Source organism: Amycolatopsis sp. Poz14, assembly GCF_006704225.1.
In the GTDB taxonomy this organism is placed as follows: Bacteria; Actinomycetota; Actinomycetes; order Mycobacteriales; family Pseudonocardiaceae; genus Amycolatopsis; species Amycolatopsis nivea.
Window position 1 is genome coordinate 1,725,233 of sequence record NZ_JACLHD010000001.1, and the last position, 14,697, is coordinate 1,739,929.

A 14,697-nucleotide genomic window follows, 5' to 3' on the forward strand; every position below is an offset into this window, starting at 1 on the left:
CCGTGGTTTCTGAGTCGGCTGAGTTGCACAGCCTGGACAACAATCACCTGCACGCATTGCATGCGCTGCTGACCGAGCGCACGGTCACCGGTGCGGCACACCGTCTGGGCCGTACCCAACCGACGTTGTCGGTCGCGCTGGCCCGGTTGCGCCGCCATTTCTCCGATGATCTACTGACCCGGGTCGGGAATCATTACCAGCTCACCCCGTTCGCGGAGCAGTTGCGGCCGCTGGTCAGTGTGGCCGTGGCCGCGGTCGAGCGAGTGTTCTCGGCCGAGCCGGAATTCGATCCGGCGAATTCCAGCCGGGTTTTCACCATCGTTTCCTCGGACTACGGAATCAGCGTCGTCGGTGCGTATCTGGTGGGGTTGCTGGAAAAGCGGGCGCCCGGCGCGGGGGTTCGCTTCGAGCCGGTGACCCCGGAAGCGCTGAGCCGGGACCCGGACTTCTACCGGACCGTGGACGGCGTTTTCATGCCGCATGGGTACATCGATCTGCCGCAGTCGATGGATCTGTTCCAGGACCAGTGGGTCTGCGTCGTCGCTGCCGGCAACCAGGAAGTCGGAGACCGGCTGACCATGGACGATCTGCGTCGCTTGCCCTGGGTCACCACCTTCGGCGACCCGTTGGGGCGGACGCCGGCGTGGCGGCAGATGGAACTTCTCGGCGTGACGCCCCGCGTGTGCGCGACCGCGGAGTCCTTCCTTCCTATGCTGCAACTTGTTCGCCGTAGCGGTGGTCTCGCGCTGATGCAACGCAAGCTCGCCGCCGGGATGGCCGAGGCGGCGGGGGTGCGGATTCTGCCTTGCCCATTCGACGCGGTACCCATCGTCGAGGCGTTCTGGTGGCATCCGATGCACGATCCGGATTCCGGTCATGCCTGGTTGCGTGGTCTCCTCGCGGAGGCGAGCGCCCTGATCGCCTGAACGTGACCGCCGGGCGGCGAATCAGGAATCGTTCGCGTCGATGACTTCCAGGGACGGTGCCCAGCGCGGGATCTCCGCGGTGCCGGAGGGTAGTCGGAGGCTCTTGCTGTAGCCGAACTCGTGCAGCGTTTCCAGGGCGTGTTCGCGGCCGTAGCCGCTGGCGCCCACCCCGCCGAACGGGGTCCCGGTGAACGCGCGGTGGTAGTGGTTGACGAACACCATGCCCGCGCGGATCGCCCGGCTGACCCGCAGAGCGCGCTCGGAATCGCGGGTGAACACCCCGGCCACCAGGCCGAAGTCCGTGCCGTTGGCGATGGTGATCGCTTCCGCCTCGTCGCGGAACGGGATCAAGCACACGACCGGGCCGAAGATCTCCTCCTTGGCGATGCGCATGTCCGGGGTCACGCCGGTGAACAGGGTCGGCGGTGCGTAAAACCCGTCCGCCAGGCCCGGATCGGCGGGCAGCGCCGCCTGTGCCGCGATCGTCGCGCCCTCGGCCACACCGATGTCGAGGTAGTCCAGCACCCGCTGGCGCTGTGCCGGTGTCACCAGTGGACCCACGTGGGTGCCCGCGTCGGCGCCATTGCCGACCTTCAGCCGTTTCACTGCGGCGGCGTAACGCCGGGCGACCTCGTCGTAGAGATCGGCATGCACGAGGACACGGGACGCAGCGGTGCAGGCTTCGCCCTGGTTGAAAAAGCCACCCTCCACGGCCCAGGGCAGCGCCGAGTCCAGGTCGGCGTCGTCGAAGAGCACCAGTGCGTTCTTGCCGCCGAGTTCCATCAGGGTGGGCGTCAGATTGTCCGCCGCCGTCTTGATCACTGCGGTCCCGGTGGCGGGAGCTCCGGTGAAGGAGATCTTGCCGACCAGCTTGTGTCCGGCCAATGCGGTACCGATCTTGCCGGTGCCCGGGACGACGTGCACGACGTCGTCCGGAAGCACGGACTGCGCCAGTTCCACGACGCGCAGCACCGACAGCGGCGCCTGCTCGGGCGGCTTGATGACCACGGCGTTTCCTGCCGCGAGCGCGGGGGCGAGCTTGCCGGCGGCGTGCAGCGGCGGCCAGTTGAACGGCACGATGGCACCGATGACGCCATAGGGTTCCAGCACGGTGACGTCCAGAATGCTGCCCGCGTCGCGCACCTGGTTGGGCATGGCTTCACAGAGACTGGCGAACAGTTCGAAGATCGCGACAGCGGCTTCCACATCGAACTCGCGCGCCTGGGACACCGGCTTTCCATTGTCGCTGGACTCCAGCGCGGCGATCTCGTCGCCATGCTCGCGCACCGCCTGGGCGATCTTCCACAGCCACCGCCCGCGCTCCCGTGGCGTGCGGGCTTTCCACGCGCCCTGCGCCTCATCCGCGGCACGGACCGCCTGATCCACTTGGTGCACACCGGCGCCCTGGATCACCGCCACCGGCTGCCCGGTGGCCGGATTGTCCACAGTGAACTGATCAGCGTCGTCCTCCGACGACCACCGGGTGCGCAGCACTTGACCGGGTCCAAATGTCATGGGCACGAAATCCTCCTTGTCCAACGGGTCATCGCCCACCGGTCACCGGCGGCCGGGCGCAGGGTTTCCGGGCGACGGGGCGGAACGCGGCAGCAGGTTGAGGTTCGCCGCGTTCCGACCTCTGATGGCCGCGGCGACGACGGGGTCGGACACCGCCTCGTCGACCCGCCGCACGGGGTCGTCGACGCCCATGTCGAATGGGTAATCGGAGCCGAGCACGAGCTGGGTGGGGCCTGCCGCACGGATCAGGGCGTGCAGCGACTCCGGGGTGTACACCAGTGAGTCGAACCACATCCGGCGCAGGTACGTGGCCGGCAACTCACGACATCCGCTGGCTTCGGGACGATTGAGCCAGGCGTGGTCATTGCGCCCGAGACAAGCGGGCAGATATCCGCCGCCATGCGCGATAAGCAGACGCAGCCGGGGAAACCGGTCCAGCACACCGCCGAAGATCAAGTGCGACACAGCGACCGCGTGCTCCACTAGTTGCCCGACGGAATTCGACAGATACCAACGGTCCAAGCGCGCGTCGAGGGTGCACCCCCAGGGGTGAACGAAGATGACGGCTTCGAGCTCTTCGGCGCGTTTCCACAGCGGGTCCAGCCTGGGATCGGACAGCTCGATCGTCCCGCCCGGCTGATCCGGTGCGTGGGAGGAAATCTCGACGCCGCGCAGTCCGCTGCGCACAGCGTGCTCCAAGGCGGCCACGGCTACCCCGGGATGCCGCAGCGGAGCAACTCCCAGACCGCATAACCGGTCCGGATAGACCGCGCAGTGCGTCCGGATGCCTTCGTTGGTGGCCTGGGCCAGCTCCCACGCCAGCGCGGAATCCGCCCAGGAATGGTATTGCGTTGGCGAGACCGAGACGACCTGAACTTCAACCTGGGCCTCGGTCATCACCTCGATCCGGGTGCGCGGATCGATCAGCCGCTCCCGCCGCTCAGCGAAACGACGCTTGCTCACCGCGCTCGATTCCCGGCCCGCGCGCAACTCTTCCAGGCCCGCATACGCCGCGTATCCCGGACGATTTCGCACGAGCGCCTCGACTTCCGGCAGCCAGGCGTGCGCATGCACGTCCACGGTCGGAAACACGGAACTGCTTACCTCGCCGGGCATGGAGCGCCTTTCACCATTGCACTGTCACGCAGTCAATGCTCGGCGTTCCACCCGCAGTAAAGGAAGCCAATTTTCACGATAGGCGGTATAGATCAGTGCGATGGCGCGCTGTCCGAGACCGGATCCCTGGCCTACGGCTCAGCCAAGACCGTCCAAGAACGGTCGGTGTGCGTTCTGGAAAGCCCAGCCGTAGTACCGATCCCAGTTCACCGACCAGGTCATCAACCCCCGCAGCGCTGGCGACGGTCCACCGCGCAAGGTGTACGACCCGCAGCCGGTTCCGTGGGCCAGGCAGGTCACGGCGGTTTGGACTTCCGCCGGGGAGACATAGCCGTTGCCTGCGCTGACCGCCGCGGGCAGGCCGACGGCGATTTGGTCTTCCCTGAGGCCCGGGAAGGTCTGGCCGGTGTTCGCGACCTTGAAGCCGGACTTGAGCATGTCAGTCATCGCGATCAGGAAGTCCGCGCCGCCCATAGTGTGGTACTGGTTGTCCAATCCCATGACTGGGCCGGAGTTGTAGTCCTGGACATGCAGCACCGTCAGTGAGTCGCGCAAGGCGTAGATCACCGGCAGGTACGCGCCGGTCCGGCTGTCGCCGCCGCCTGCGCCTCCGTAGAACTGGTAGCCCACCTGGACGAAGAACGTTTCTGGGGCCATCGTCAGGACGAATTTGGCTCCGTAGCGGGCTTTCAACGTTTTCAGGGCCGAGATCAGGTTGACGATTACCGGGGTGGTCGGGTTGTGGAAGTCCGTGTCGCCCGAGTTCAGGGACAGGGACTGGCTTTCGAAGTCGACGTCCAGACCGTCCAGGCCGTATTTGTCGATGATCGCCGCGACTGAGTTGACGAAGTTGTCGCGGGCGGCGGTGGTGGTGAGCTGGACTTCGCCGTTTTGGCCGCCGATCGAGATCAGGACCTTCTTGCCTTGTGCCTGCTTCGCGCGGATCGCCGCGATGAAGTCCGCGTCGCTTTCTACCCCGGGGCATTCGGTGGTTGAGCAGCGGTTGAAGCGGATGTCGCCGGAAGTTACCGACGTGGGTTCGGCGAAGGCCAGGTCGATGATGTCCCACGCGGCGGGGACGTCGGCGAGTTTCAGGTAGCCCGAGCCGTTCGCGAAGCTTGCGTGGACGTAGCCGATCAGTGCGTGTTTGGGCAGGCCGGTGCTGGTGCAGCCGCCGGTCGTGGCGGAAACCGCTGGGGTGTGGGCGGATTCGGCCTGGTCGTTGTAGGAGGTGATCGAGTAGCTGTGCGAGGTGCAGGGGGTCAGGCCGGAGAGCGTCGTGGTGGTTCCGGTGACGGTGGCGCGCAGGGTGTTGTCTTCGTAGACGCGGTAGCCGGTCACGGTGCCTGCGGCCGCGGTCCAGTTCAGGGCGATTGACGTGTTGGTGACGGTGCCGACGGTTGGCGTGCCTGGGGTGCCGGGGGCACCCGGGGTGTCGCCGCCTGGGCCGTCGAGGACTACGTCGTCGGCGTAGTACGTGCCGGTGCCGTACCAGCCGTGCAGGTACAGCTCGGCGGACGTCTGGTTCGCGGTGGTGGTGAAGGACAGCGAGAGCTGGCTGTAGGCGGAGGCGTTAGTCCAAGTGGACGAGCCGCCGGTGACGCCTAGGTAGACCGGTGCGCCTTGGACCCAGGCGGAAACCGTGTAGGTCGTGTTCGGGCGCACGGAGACTGTTTGGGTGCATTGGCCCTGGTCAGACGCACCGGGGGTGACGGCTAGGGCGTAGCTGCCCGAGTGCACTGGCGTCTTCACGGCCGCACCTGCGGGGCAGGTCCAGCCGGAGGTCGAACCGGCTTCGAAACCGGGGTTGGCGAGCAGGTTCGCCGCCTGCGCTGGCCCGCCGACGACCAGTCCGGCTGCGGCTAGCAGGAGCACGACGAGGAAACGAGCACGCTTCATTGCGGTTCCTCCGGTCCGATGCGACCCTCTGAGCACATATTGTCTAGACCACTCGCGGAGTTGTCCAGACCTATTGGGGCGACGAAAGTCGGCTTTCCGGTGAACTAGGCCGTGCTGTCCGGCATCAGTGCGCGGAGCAGTTCGTGCAGGGATTCCTGCTGGGCCGGGCTGAGCGGCGTCAGCGGGGAGCGCGCGTCCAGGTGGCGTAGTGCTTCGGTGCGGCGGCGTTTGCCTGCCGGGGTCAGCACGATCTGTTTGGCCCGGCGGTCCGCAGGGTGCGGCTGGCGCTGGATGAGGTCCTGCTCTTCGAGTCGGTCCAGGACGAAGGTGGCGTTCGACGCTTCGCACACCATTCGGGCGGCCAGTTCGCGCGCGGTGATCGGTTCGGACAGTTCGCGCAACGCGATCACCTGGCTCGGCGTCAGGCCCATCTGCTCCGCCACGCGACGCACGTGGACATCCAGCGTGTGCGCGAGGTGGTGGACCAGTTTGCACACGTCGCGGTCCACGCCCGGAGTCCCTGCCATGCGCCCGAGTCTAGCGGAACTGATTCGAGCTGTGATAGTTCTAGTTCGAATCATTCGAACTAGAACTACTGTGGGGTGTCGTGCCGCTCTCGGTGTTTTCCTTGCTGCTCGTTGTCTTCAGCCTCACCACCGGCGAGTTCGTGATCGCCGGCATCCTGCCCGACGTCGCCGCCGGGCTGTCGGTCTCGGTCGGATCGGCCGGGCTGCTCGTCACCGCCTACGCGATCGGGATGATCGTCGGCGGGCCGCTGGTCACGCTGGCTACCGCGCGGGTGGCGCGCAAGCCGCTCATCGCCGGGCTGATCGTGGTGTCCATGGCCGGCAATCTGGGGTCGGCGTTCGCTCCGGGCTACGCGCTCGCGGTGGTGTCGCGGTTCGTCGCTGGGCTGGTAGTGGCGACGTTCTTCGCGGTCGCGATCGCGACTGTCGTGTCGATGGCTCCACCGGGAAGGGCGGTTTCGACCATCGCGAAGGTGACCATGGGCTTGAACCTGGGCATCGTCGCGGGCAGTCCGCTCGGCACGGTTCTCGGTCATCATCTTGGCTGGCGGGCGACGTTCGGGGCGGTGGCCGTGGTCAGCGGGATCGCGTTGCTGCTCGTGCTGCGGTTCGTTCCGGCCCAGCCCGCGACCGGGTCGATGCGCGGGGAGTTGCGGGTACTGGCGGATCGCAACGTCTGGCAGGCGATCGGCCTGACCGTGCTCGGCAACGTGGGCGTGGTGACCGTTTTTACGTATATCGCGCCATTGCTCACCGACGTCAGTGGATTCAGCAGCGAGCTGCTTCCGGTGCTGCTGGTTCTTTACGGGGTCGGCGCGGTCGCGGGCAACTACCTCGGCGGGCGGTGGGCGGACCGGGCGCTGCTGCCGTCGCTGGCCTGGATGCTGGCTGCCCTGGTGGTCGCGCTGGCAGCGGCGTGGCTGGGCAGCCCGGTCAAACCGGTGATGATCGGGTTGGTGTTCGTGCTCGGGATGCTTGCCTTCGGGATCGTCCCGGGAATGCAGGCGCGGGTGATCGCCGCGGGCAGCAGCGCTCCGACGCTGGCGGTAGCGGTCAACGCGTCCGGGTTCCAGCTGGCCGCCGCGGTCGCGGGGCTGCTGGGCGGGCAGGTGATCGCCCGTGCGCCGCAGTCGATTTATCTGCTGGCCGCGGTCCTCACCGTGATTGGCCTCGGCATCGCGCTGTACGCGCTGCGCCGGGAGCGACTGAGTACCGACTCGCGTCGGTAATTCCCCACGATCTTCGGCGTTACAGTGGCCAGGCGAGAGGGGTTGCGGCCGGAGGAGTCATGGAGCTGGAACTGCGCCACCTGCGCGCGCTCGTGGCCATCGCCGACGCGCACAGCCTCGTTCGCGCGGCCAAGGCGTTGCACGTTTCTCAACCGGCGTTGTCCGGATTGCTGCGGCGGGTCGAACGGTCGGTCGGCGGGAGTTTGTTCGCGCGCTCGCCGACGGGATGCGTGCCGACCGCGCTCGGGGAGGGCGTCGTCGCGGACGCGCGGGCGGTGCTGGCTGGGATGTCGGCGCTGACCGAGCGGGCCGGGGCGCGGCGGGAGGCGGCTGGGGCGGTTCGCCTCGGCGGGTACAGCGGGTTTCTGCATCTCGCGTTGGCGAGGTGGTTGCGGGATCAGCCGTGGTGTCCCGCGGTCCGGGTGCACGAGGAGCAGGATGAGGCCCGGACGTTGGCGGCGCTCGCGGACGGGGACCTTGATCTCGCACTGGTTTACCTTGCGCCCCTTCCGGATCGGATCGTTCCGGACGGCGTCGAGAGTCTCGTCGTGCAGGCGCGGGAGCCGGTTTTCGTGATTCTGGCCGAAGAGCATCCGCTGGCTTCCCGCGCGGAGATACCGCTGGCGGAGCTCGCCGGGTATCCCTGGGCGGACGATCCGCCGTGGACGACCCGGTGGTCGGCGTACTTGCAGGAGGTCTGCCGACAACGCGGGGTCGTGCTGGATCAGCCGCACCGGCCGCAGTGTCTGGCTACTTTGCTGGATCTGGTGCGCGAGGGCATGGCGGTCGCGCCGGCGTTGGCGACTCGGGAGGACCGGCAGGACGGGATCGTCGTGCGGGCGATCGAGGACGCGCCGCTGTGGCAGGAGCTGCGGTTGTGTTACCGGGCGGGCACGGCCGTCGCGGACCGGGCCGGCGAGATATCTCAGAAGGTGGCCCGTGATTACGCCAACCGGCAGGGGTGCAGTGCCGCGTTCGACCGCTGGTGGCACGCACTCCTGCCGGCTGGGGCTTAAACGGTGACTCGCCAGTTGCTGTTCGGCGTCGGCACCTCGAAGTTCAGCGACGAGCAGCTGTAGTCGCTCGGGTTCGGGTTGGCGGTCGGCTGCAACGGCGAGTTCGACTCCGTCGCCGGGGTCCACTGGCCGCCGATGCGCAACTGCAGCTGGCTGGATTCGAAGACCTTGCCCTTGGCGTCCGAGCAGTAGTAAGCCTGGCCGGTCGACGGGTCGACGGTCGAGTACAGCTCGAAGATGTCCCAGCCCTCGTTGAGGGTGCTCTGGTCGCTGCCGCTTTGCGAGAACAGGTCGTCCCACTTGCCGGTCTTCACGTTGTAGAGCGACGCGGTCCAGCTGTTGGCGCTCGCGTCGGTCTGGACTTCCTGGACGGTGAACGCCGGGTGTCCGTCCACTGTGGACGTGTAATTGGAGAGGAACGAGCTGTCCAGCGGGACGACCTTGGCCGGGCCGACCGTTCCGCACCAGTCCCAAGCCCAGACCTGACCGCCTTGGTCGAGTCCGTACGCGGTGACGACCTCGATGCAGGAATGGCCGGTGGGCTTGACCGTCGGGGCGTAGACGACGTCCGCGCTGTTCGAGAGTCGCAGGTCGGGGACGACACTGTGCGTGACGAGAATTCCGTCCGCGCCGCTGGACAATTGCGGTTCGGGACCCCAGAAAGTGTGCTGCTGCGCGTCGATCCGCGGTTTGACGGAGCGGCCGGCTTTTTCGCGGCGCAGCTTGAGGAACTTGTCCGCGGCGGTCCCGGCGGCGGCTTTCGCGGCGGCACCGGTCAGCCCGGGCACCACCCCGCTGCCCGGTGCCGCGGAAACCGGCGGGCTGCCGGCGACGACGGCCGCGGCCGCCAGGGCGGAAGTGAGCAGGACAAAGAGTTTCCGCATCGATGCATCTCCTCGTCGTGGGCGAAGGAAACGCGCGGAGGGAAAAGGGTGTCCGTCCGCGGGACACGGATGTTAAGTCGGGATTTTTGGTGCTAGGCACCGACTTTCGACGGTGTGTTCCGATAAGCGCAGCTCAGTGCGGACATAGGTTTTTCCCTGCGCCCGGGGTTATACCGCCAAGTGGAGCAATCAGCGGGTCTTGGCGCGGACGCGGATGCGCTCGCCCTGCTTGCCGAACATGCTGAGGATTTCGACCGGGCCCTCGCCGGTGCTGCCGAACCAATGCGGGATCCGGGTGTCGAATTCGGCGACCTCGCCTGCTTTCAGGACGACGTCGTGGTCGCCGAGCACGAGCCTGCCCTTGCCGCTGAGTACGCAGAACCACTCGTGGCCGGGATGCGTGCGCGGATCGGGTTCGCACTGGGCGGCGTCGAAGATCATCTTGAGCGACTGGAACTGCCCGGGCTGCTGGGTGAGCGGCACGACGGTCCGGTCGCTGCGCGTGACCGGCTGCAGCGGGGCGGTGCCGACCAGTTCGTCCAGCGGGACCCGGTGCGCGCGGGCGATGGGCAGCAGCAGTTCGAGGGTGGCCTTGCGCTGGCCGGATTCGAGACGGGAGAGAGTGCTGATCGAGATGCCAGTCGCGTTCGACAGTTCGTCCAGGGTGCGGTTGCGTTGCCGCCGGAAGTGGCGGAGCCGGGGTCCGACCGCTGCGATGATGTCCTCCACGCAACCCAGCATGACACTCCTGGCCGCGGGTTTGAACGCAATTAGACCAACGGCTACCCGCGATCGACCGCGGACGGATGTTTCGCCGGTTCGGCCGCCCTAGCGTGGTGCGGGTGACCGGGCAGGCAGCCGTCCCCGCACCCGCGGTCGTGGGGGCTGCGGTGTTCGGGGCGGCGCGCCTGGTCTTCAACCGCAGGTCAACGGACCGAATCCAGCGCCGCGTTCACGAACGACGCCACCTGCGGCCGTCGGTCCTGCTCGTTCCACGCGAGCACCAGCTGGCTGGGCGGAGCGTCCGCGATCGGCACGCAGACCACGCCTGGCGGGACCTGGTCGACCAGTGACCGCGGCAGTACGCCGACCATCCGTTCCAGCGAGATGAGGTGCAGCAGCTGGACCACGTCAGCCACCTCCGGTCCGGTTCCCTCGACACCGGGCACGCCTTTCCACGACGGCAGCGTTTCTCCGTCCAAATCGGACAGCCGGACCGACGGCTGCTGAGCCAGCCGGTGTGTGCTGGGGACGATGGCCACGCGGTCCTCGGCGTGCAGGGTTTCGTGGGCAAGCCCGGTCAGGTTGTCGAACGGGACGAACAGGAGGCCGACGTCCGCGCGGCCGCTGAGGAGGAAGTCGGCGCGGTCGGCGGGGCCGCTGAAGAGGATGTCGACCTGGTGGGCGTCGGGATGGTGGGAGTATTCGGCGAGGATTCCGGACAGCAGTCCGGCGTCGCCGCCCGGTTTGAGCACCAGGCGCAGGTGGCTTTCACCGGCGCGGCGGGCGTTGCGGGCGGCGGCGCTGACCGCGTTGAGCGCGTGCCGTCCGTGTTCCTGGAGTGCCTCGCCGGCCGCGGTCAGTTCGACGTGGCGGCTCGAGCGGGCGAACAACTGCACGCCGAGCCGGGTTTCGATGCGTTGGATCGCCTTCGAGAGCGCCGGCTGGGCGATCGACAGCCGTACCGCGGCCCGCCCGAAGTGCAGCTCGCTGGCGACTGCCAGGAAGTACTCGAGTTCGCGCGTCTCCAGTTCAGCCATGCCTCCAGGTTATCGCCAAATAGCGAATCGGTCTTGGACGTCCAGCCGGAACCCGGGCAAAACTTGAAGCATGATCACGCACACGATGATTGTTTCGTTCGACCAGCCGCTACCCGACGGCGAGCTGGATCAGTACCTCAGCGATATCAAACAGGCCATGCTGGCGACCGGGTTCGCCGAGTCGGTCGAAACTCGCCGCCACCTGCCGATCCCCGGGGAAGACGCCATCCCGGCGCTGATCGCGACGGCGATCGTCCAGGTCACCCTCGCCGACCTCGACACGCTGGCCAAGAGCTTCACCGCGCCCGAACTGCACGAGGTGATCGAGAAGTGGCAGGCGCGGCATTCGTACCGCGTGGCCTGGGCGAACCACGAGTCGCTGTCGTGAGCCGGCGACGCGGGCTTGTCACCGGGGCGGGCAGCGGGATCGGCCGGGCGGCGGCGATCGAGTTCGCGCGCGCCGGGGCGGCGGTGGCCGTGCTCGACATCGACGCGGCAGCCGCGGCGGAAACGGTCGAGTTGATTAAGAAGGACGGCGGGGAAGCGCTGGCCGTCCAGGTCGACATCGGCGACGAGTCTTCAGTACAGGCCGCGGTGAAGCAGACGGTCGAGGCGTACGGCGGGCTCGACTTCGCGGTGAACAACGCCGGGTTGTCGTCGCACAAGCGCGTCGACCAGCTGACGCTCGCCGAGTTCGAGCGCGTCGTGCAGGTGAATCTGTCCGGGACCTTCCTCTGCATGAAGTACGAACTGCCGCACCTGAAGGGCGGCGCGATCGTGAACGTCGCGTCCAACGGCGGGTTGTACGCGATCCCGAACGCGCCGGCTTACGTCGCGTCGAAGCACGGGATTGTGGGCCTGACCAAGGTCGCGGCGGTCGACTACGCGGCGGACGGCATCCGCGTCAACGCGGTGTGCCCGGGGCCGACGCGGACGCCGGGGTTCGACAAGTGGGCTGGCGACCCCGGCATGATCGCCCGGCAGGAAGCGATCACTCCGCTCGGCAGGCTGGCGACTCCGGAGGAAGCCGCCGCGGCCGTGGTCTGGCTTTGTTCGGACGCCGCGTCGTACGTCACTGGCACGACGTTGTCGGTCGATGGCGGGCGACGGGCCTAGAGTTCGTCGGCCAGGAGCTTGGCGGTTTCCGCGGGGGATTCGACGGGGAAGTGGTGGCTGCCGAGGTCGATCAGTTCGATCCGGATCCGGTCGCCGTAGCGGTCGATCGCCTCCTTGGCGATGATCGAGCGCACGGCGTACAGCACGACCGGCTGGGCGATCTCGCGCAGCGCCGCGTCCATGTCCCAGCGTGCGAGGCCTTCGAGCGCGTGCAGACCGGCGGGCTGACGTACGGAGCCCATCTTGTTGATATACGAGTCCACTAAGGACGGATCGGTGCCTTCTGGCGAACCGGCTTCGACCATTCCTCGCATCGCTCCGGTGAAGTCCTCGCGGAACGGCTGCAGCAACGCTTGGGCGTCCTCCTCGCTCTGCGCGGGGAACAAGCCCAAGTAGTGCAACGCATCGAGCGCGATCACCCGGGTGATCGTGTCCGGAAGCAGCCGGGCGGTCTCGACCGCGACCGCTCCGCCAAGCGAATGCCCGGCTACGACAGTGGATTCGACCGACTCGGCGGCCAGTACGGCGGCTACGTCGCGAGCAAATTCCTCGATGGTCCAAGTGTCGCGAGACGACCGTGAGTCGCCGTGTTCCGCGAGATCGACGGCCAGCACGCGGACCTCGGGCGGGAGGTGTTTGACGATCGTGTCGAAATCCCCGCGGTCGCAGCCCCAGCCGTGGATGAGCGTCAGTGCGGGTCCGTCGGCAGAACCGGTTGCGGTGTAATGGATTCTCGTGCCGTCGGGGCGGGTGGTTTCGTGATTCACGGGTAGTCCCTCAGAAAGCGCGGTGGTAGCGGACGGGCCAGGCGTCTTTGGGCTGGTTGCGCAGGGCGAGGTACGGGTCGCGCAGCAGTGATCGCCCCATCAGCACGGCATCGGCCTTGCCCTCGCGGATGATCCGGCCCGCGGCCGCCAAGTCCGTGATCTGTCCGACCGGCGCGACCGCCAGCCCGGACGCTTCCTTGAGCGCGGCGGCGAACTCGACGTTCACGCCTTCCCGGTTCGGCGGCCGGGCGCCTCGATCGCGCACGAGCACGCCGGAGGTCACGTCGAGCAGGTCGATCCCGATCGCCGCCAGTTCCTTGGCGAACGCCGCGGCGTCGTCGAGCGCGATGCTGTCCTCGACCCAGTCGGTGGCGGTGATGCGGACGAACACCGGTTTTTCCTGCGGGAACGCCTCCCGCACGGCGCGGGCCACGCGCAGCGGGAAGCGCATCCGGTTCCGCGGGCTTCCGCCGTACTCGTCGGTGCGCTGATTGGACAGCGGCGACAGGAACTGGTGCAGCAGATAGCCGTGCGAGGCATGGATTTCGACAGCCTGGTAACCGGCCAGCTCGGCCATCCGGGTGGCGTGCGCGAAATCCTCGACGACCTGGTCCAGGTCGGCCGCGGTGGCCGGGCGGGGCATCGCCAGGTCGCCGAACGGGATCGCCGACGGCGCGATCAGCTCCCAGCCGCCGTCGGCGACCGGCACCGGTCCGTTCTGCCCGTCGCCGACCCACGGGACCTGGTGCGATCCCTTGCGGCCGACGGCATTCAGCTGCACCGCGGGCACCGCGCCGTGGCCAGCGACGAACGAGGTCATCTTCCGGTGCGCGAGCGCCTGTTCCTCGTTCCAAAGCCCGAGGTCGGCCGCGGTGCACCGGTTGTCTGGGCTGATCGCGGTGGCCTCGACCATGACCAGCCCGACGCCGCCGATCGCGCGGGGGCCGTAGTGCGCCAGATGCCATTCGGTCGGCAGCCCGTCCGGGCCCGCCGCGTACTGCGCCATCGGGGACATCCAGACGCGGTTGCGGAAGATGACGTCGCGCAAGCGCAACGGGGTCGTCTCCGGGAACTCATTCATGCCACAAAACGGTACGCGTCATTCCGCAATGCGGCACGCGTCTTGTCAGCTTTCGGCGAGCAGGCGGCTGACCTCGGCTGCTGCCGCCACGACCAGCGGCGCGAAGGTCTTCTCCTGGGCGCGGGAGTAGCGCATGTCGGGAATCGCGAGGGTGATCGTCGCCACTGGCCGTCCGGCCGGGTCCGTGATGGCCGCGCCGATCGACGACACCTGCGGGCGGTACCACGACGAGGACCCGTTGAGCGCGTACCCACGCTTCGCGGTCAGGGCGATGTCGCGGCGAAGGGCGACGAAATCCGGTGCCGGGTCCTGGGCGAACTCGGGAAGTTCGTGGGTAAACAGCTCCTCGACCTCGGATTCGTCGAGCCGCGCCATGATCGCCGTGCCGCCGGAGGTGGCCAGCAGCGGGACGCGCGTGCCGACATCCAGCACGACCCGCACGACCTGGTCAGTGTGCTGCGTGGCGATGACGACGAGGTTGTCGCCGTCGCGTTCGGCCAGCATGACGGTCTCGTTCGTCTCCGCGGCGAGCCGTTTGACGACCGGGTCGGCCAGCTCCTTGAGGTCCGGCTTCCCGCAGTCGCGCAGACCGAGCGCCAGCACGCGCGGCGCGACACCCCAGCGCGAGCGTTCGGCGTCCACGACTTTCAGCCATCCTGCCTGCTGAAGCGTGATCAGTCCGCGCTGCACGGTGCTCTTCGGGATCTCCGTGCACCGTGCCAGCTCCGAGACGCCGATGGGCTGTCGCTGGGCGACTTCCTCGAAAACTCGCAGCGTGCTGAGGACGCTGTTCATCGTCCGGACCCCGCTGGCCGGCTTCTCGGGCTCTTCGTCGTGCATGTGCCTCATCGTGGCACAGCG

15 protein-coding genes are annotated in these 14,697 nt (G+C 67.8%); 5 read left to right on the forward strand and 10 right to left on the reverse strand.

Annotated elements, in window-relative coordinates; translation table 11 throughout:
* Nucleotides 1-23 precede the first annotated feature (23 nt).
* On the forward strand, nucleotides 24-926 hold the full coding sequence (locus FKO37_RS08610) for a LysR family transcriptional regulator (protein ID WP_238604179.1): 903 nt from the start codon (nucleotides 24-26) through the stop codon (nucleotides 924-926).
* Nucleotides 927-947: 21 nt separating this feature from the next.
* On the opposite strand, the gene FKO37_RS08615 is transcribed toward FKO37_RS08610, so the two are convergent.
* From FKO37_RS08615 to FKO37_RS08630, 4 genes are all read right to left on the reverse strand, one after another.
* The gene (locus FKO37_RS08615; RefSeq protein WP_238608236.1) at nucleotides 948-2,441 is read right to left on the reverse strand and encodes an aldehyde dehydrogenase; all 1,494 of its coding nucleotides are present in this window, start codon (nucleotides 2,439-2,441) and stop codon (nucleotides 948-950) included.
* A gap of 42 nt (nucleotides 2,442-2,483) precedes the next feature.
* Nucleotides 2,484-3,557: an amidohydrolase family protein gene (locus FKO37_RS08620; RefSeq protein ID WP_238604180.1), complete on the reverse strand. Its 1,074-nt coding sequence runs from the start codon at nucleotides 3,555-3,557 to the stop codon at nucleotides 2,484-2,486.
* Nucleotides 3,558-3,695: 138 nt separating this feature from the next.
* The gene (locus FKO37_RS08625) at nucleotides 3,696-5,456 is read right to left on the reverse strand and encodes a chitinase (protein ID WP_238604181.1); all 1,761 of its coding nucleotides are present in this window, start codon (nucleotides 5,454-5,456) and stop codon (nucleotides 3,696-3,698) included.
* Nucleotides 5,457-5,560: 104 nt separating this feature from the next.
* The gene (locus FKO37_RS08630; RefSeq protein WP_037811147.1) at nucleotides 5,561-5,983 is read right to left on the reverse strand and encodes a MarR family winged helix-turn-helix transcriptional regulator; all 423 of its coding nucleotides are present in this window, start codon (nucleotides 5,981-5,983) and stop codon (nucleotides 5,561-5,563) included.
* 80 nt (nucleotides 5,984-6,063) lie between these two features.
* On the opposite strand from FKO37_RS08630, the gene FKO37_RS08635 reads away from it, so the two are divergent.
* Together FKO37_RS08635 and FKO37_RS08640 are read left to right on the forward strand one after the other, a co-directional pair.
* Nucleotides 6,064-7,212, forward strand: coding sequence for an MFS transporter (locus FKO37_RS08635; protein WP_238604182.1), 1,149 nt, complete (start codon nucleotides 6,064-6,066; stop codon nucleotides 7,210-7,212).
* Between the two features lie 59 nt (nucleotides 7,213-7,271).
* A complete protein-coding gene (locus tag FKO37_RS08640) occupies nucleotides 7,272-8,228 on the forward strand; it encodes a LysR family transcriptional regulator (protein WP_238604183.1) in 957 nt (318 codons plus the stop codon).
* Here FKO37_RS08640 and FKO37_RS08645 read toward each other — a convergent pair.
* From FKO37_RS08645 to FKO37_RS08655, 3 genes are all read right to left on the reverse strand, one after another.
* Complete coding sequence (locus tag FKO37_RS08645) at nucleotides 8,225-9,112, reverse strand: carbohydrate-binding protein (RefSeq protein ID WP_238604184.1); 888 nt, start codon at nucleotides 9,110-9,112, stop codon at nucleotides 8,225-8,227. The two genes, FKO37_RS08640 and FKO37_RS08645, sit on opposite strands and share 4 nt — an antisense overlap.
* Before the next feature lie 189 nt (nucleotides 9,113-9,301).
* The gene (locus tag FKO37_RS08650; protein ID WP_205670053.1) at nucleotides 9,302-9,841 is read right to left on the reverse strand and encodes a helix-turn-helix domain-containing protein; all 540 of its coding nucleotides are present in this window, start codon (nucleotides 9,839-9,841) and stop codon (nucleotides 9,302-9,304) included.
* A gap of 197 nt (nucleotides 9,842-10,038) precedes the next feature.
* Nucleotides 10,039-10,872 carry a LysR family transcriptional regulator gene (locus FKO37_RS08655; RefSeq protein WP_238604185.1) on the reverse strand — a complete coding sequence of 278 codons (834 nt, stop codon included), beginning with the start codon at nucleotides 10,870-10,872 and terminating at the stop codon, nucleotides 10,039-10,041.
* A 70-nt stretch (nucleotides 10,873-10,942) separates the two neighbouring features.
* Here FKO37_RS08655 and FKO37_RS08660 point away from each other — a divergent pair, with 70 nt between their 5' ends.
* On the forward strand, nucleotides 10,943-11,260 hold the full coding sequence (locus FKO37_RS08660) for a hypothetical protein (protein ID WP_043832494.1): 318 nt from the start codon (nucleotides 10,943-10,945) through the stop codon (nucleotides 11,258-11,260).
* Nucleotides 11,257-11,988: an SDR family NAD(P)-dependent oxidoreductase gene (locus FKO37_RS08665; RefSeq protein WP_238604186.1), complete on the forward strand. Its 732-nt coding sequence runs from the start codon at nucleotides 11,257-11,259 to the stop codon at nucleotides 11,986-11,988. Before FKO37_RS08660 ends, FKO37_RS08665 begins: the two co-directional genes overlap by 4 nt.
* Here FKO37_RS08665 and FKO37_RS08670 read toward each other — a convergent pair.
* The 3 genes from FKO37_RS08670 to FKO37_RS08680 are packed head-to-tail and all read right to left on the reverse strand — an operon-like array spanning nucleotide 11,985 to nucleotide 14,676.
* On the reverse strand, nucleotides 11,985-12,755 hold the full coding sequence (locus tag FKO37_RS08670; RefSeq protein WP_238604187.1) for an alpha/beta fold hydrolase: 771 nt from the start codon (nucleotides 12,753-12,755) through the stop codon (nucleotides 11,985-11,987). The two genes, FKO37_RS08665 and FKO37_RS08670, sit on opposite strands and share 4 nt — an antisense overlap.
* A gap of 10 nt (nucleotides 12,756-12,765) precedes the next feature.
* Nucleotides 12,766-13,836 carry an NADH:flavin oxidoreductase/NADH oxidase gene (locus FKO37_RS08675; RefSeq protein ID WP_238604188.1) on the reverse strand — a complete coding sequence of 357 codons (1,071 nt, stop codon included), beginning with the start codon at nucleotides 13,834-13,836 and terminating at the stop codon, nucleotides 12,766-12,768.
* 45 nt (nucleotides 13,837-13,881) lie between these two features.
* Nucleotides 13,882-14,676 carry an IclR family transcriptional regulator gene (locus FKO37_RS08680; protein WP_238604189.1) on the reverse strand — a complete coding sequence of 265 codons (795 nt, stop codon included), beginning with the start codon at nucleotides 14,674-14,676 and terminating at the stop codon, nucleotides 13,882-13,884.
* Between the last annotated feature and the right edge of the window lie 21 nt (nucleotides 14,677-14,697).

Coding starts and splice junctions, on each gene's coding strand:
- FKO37_RS08615 (WP_238608236.1), bottom strand. CDS start 2,441: ATGACATTTGGACCCGGTCAAGTGCTGCGCACCCGGTGGTCGTCGGAG.
- FKO37_RS08620 (WP_238604180.1), bottom strand. CDS start 3,557: ATGCCCGGCGAGGTAAGCAGTTCCGTGTTTCCGACCGTGGACGTGCAT.
- FKO37_RS08625 (WP_238604181.1), bottom strand. CDS start 5,456: ATGAAGCGTGCTCGTTTCCTCGTCGTGCTCCTGCTAGCCGCAGCCGGA.
- FKO37_RS08630 (WP_037811147.1), bottom strand. CDS start 5,983: ATGGCAGGGACTCCGGGCGTGGACCGCGACGTGTGCAAACTGGTCCAC.
- FKO37_RS08640 (WP_238604183.1), top strand. CDS start 7,272: ATGGAGCTGGAACTGCGCCACCTGCGCGCGCTCGTGGCCATCGCCGAC.
- FKO37_RS08645 (WP_238604184.1), bottom strand. CDS start 9,112: ATGCGGAAACTCTTTGTCCTGCTCACTTCCGCCCTGGCGGCCGCGGCC.
- FKO37_RS08655 (WP_238604185.1), bottom strand. CDS start 10,872: ATGGCTGAACTGGAGACGCGCGAACTCGAGTACTTCCTGGCAGTCGCC.
- FKO37_RS08660 (WP_043832494.1), top strand. CDS start 10,943: ATGATCACGCACACGATGATTGTTTCGTTCGACCAGCCGCTACCCGAC.
- FKO37_RS08675 (WP_238604188.1), bottom strand. CDS start 13,836: ATGAATGAGTTCCCGGAGACGACCCCGTTGCGCTTGCGCGACGTCATC.
- FKO37_RS08680 (WP_238604189.1), bottom strand. CDS start 14,676: ATGCACGACGAAGAGCCCGAGAAGCCGGCCAGCGGGGTCCGGACGATG.